The 1,369-nt window shown below is 76.4% G+C and carries 1 protein-coding gene and 1 pseudogene; both read right to left on the bottom strand.

Annotated features, from left to right (window positions below):
- A pseudogene (locus VR44_RS49395) lies at positions 1–229 on the bottom strand (AMP-binding protein); the annotation flags it as partial.
- On the bottom strand, positions 157–1,251 hold the full coding sequence (locus VR44_RS41790; protein WP_157880540.1) for an AMP-binding protein: 1,095 nt from the start codon (positions 1,249–1,251) through the stop codon (positions 157–159). The gene VR44_RS41790 and the pseudogene VR44_RS49395, both read right to left, overlap by 73 nt.
- Positions 1,252–1,369 lie beyond the last annotated feature (118 nt).

Raw genomic sequence — 1,369 nt, 5'->3', positions numbered from 1 at the left:
TGTAGATGTTGACCCCGTCGACGATCACCACGTCCTTGACCCGGTCGTCCAGGTAGAGGTATCCGGAGGCGTCGGCATGGCCGAGGTCCCCGGTGCGCAGCCATCCGTCCCTCAGCACCTCGGCGGTCAGCCCGGGCTGGTTCCAGTAGCCGGTCATCATCGCGGCCGACCGGATCCACAACTCCCCCGTGCGCCCGACGGGCAGTACCGCGTTCCGCTCGTCGCGCACCTGGACCTCGACGCCCGCGGCCGGGCGGCCGACGGAGGCCAGCAGTTCGGGGCGGAGGCCAGCAGTTCGGGGCGGCCGGCCACCGCCGCCTCGTGGTCGGCGGGGGTGAGGCGGGAGATCACGGCGGCCTCGTTCATCCCGTAGCCCTGGCGCCACCGTCCGCCCCAGCGGGTCACGGCCTCGCGCAGCCGTTCCGGGAGGATCGCCGAGGCTCCGTAGGAGACCGCCTCCAGGCCCGGGACGCCCCCGGCCGTCGCGGGGTCGTCCAGCAGCCGGTACACCATCGGGGGCGTCAGGTAGGTGGACACCCGCCCGAGCCGCCGGCAGGCCGCCGCGAACTCCCCTGGCGTGAAGGGGTCGAGGATCTCCACCCTGCCGCCGGCCCTCAGCTGCTCCAGGCACCGCCCGCCGGCCCGCTGGGCGAGGCTGGTCACCGAGAGGTGCGTCGTCCCGCTGAGGTGCGTCGTCCCGCTCCACGCGGCCCCGCGCCTGTCGTCCCGGGCGGCCATCGCCCCGAAGGTGGAGGCCACCCCCTTGGGCCGGCCCGTGGTCCCGCCGGTGTACGTCACCCGGGCCACGTCCTCCTCCCGTGCCCGCACCGGCACTTCGGCGGGCTCCCGCCCGGCGGCCCGGGCGAGCAGGTCGTCCAGGCCGAGCAGCGGCACGCCCGTCACCGGGACCGGGACGTCATGCACCACCAGACCTGGAAGGCAGTCCCGCAGGACGAACTCCAGCCCGTGCACGGCGGGTCCGGTCACCACCTGGGTCAGCCGGGCCCCCAGCAGATGCGCGGCGATCCGCACCAGCAGCGCCTCGGGCCGGTTGCCGCCCGTCACGCAGGCCAGCCCCGTGCCCGGCCCCGTGCCCCGCCCGGCCCCCGCATCCGCGAGGGCTCCGGCCAGCCGGTGGACGGTGTCCAGCACCTCGGAGAACCGCAGGACCCGTGGCCCGGCCCCGATCGCGGGCCGCTCCCCGTACCGCTCCAACGCCCCGACCAGTCCGGTGACATACCGCGCGGCCATCCGCACACCCGCCTCTCCGGCCCGCTGCCCGGCGGGCCCCGCACCGGGCATCATGCCGGGTCCGGCGGCCCGGCCGGCTCAGGCCGGCTCAGGCCGGCTCAGGCCGGCTCAGGCCGGC

The organism is Streptomyces katrae (assembly GCF_000966975.1).
GTDB lineage: Bacteria > Actinomycetota > Actinomycetes > Streptomycetales > Streptomycetaceae > Streptomyces > Streptomyces katrae.
This window is presented reverse-complemented; position numbering and strand designations above follow the sequence as displayed.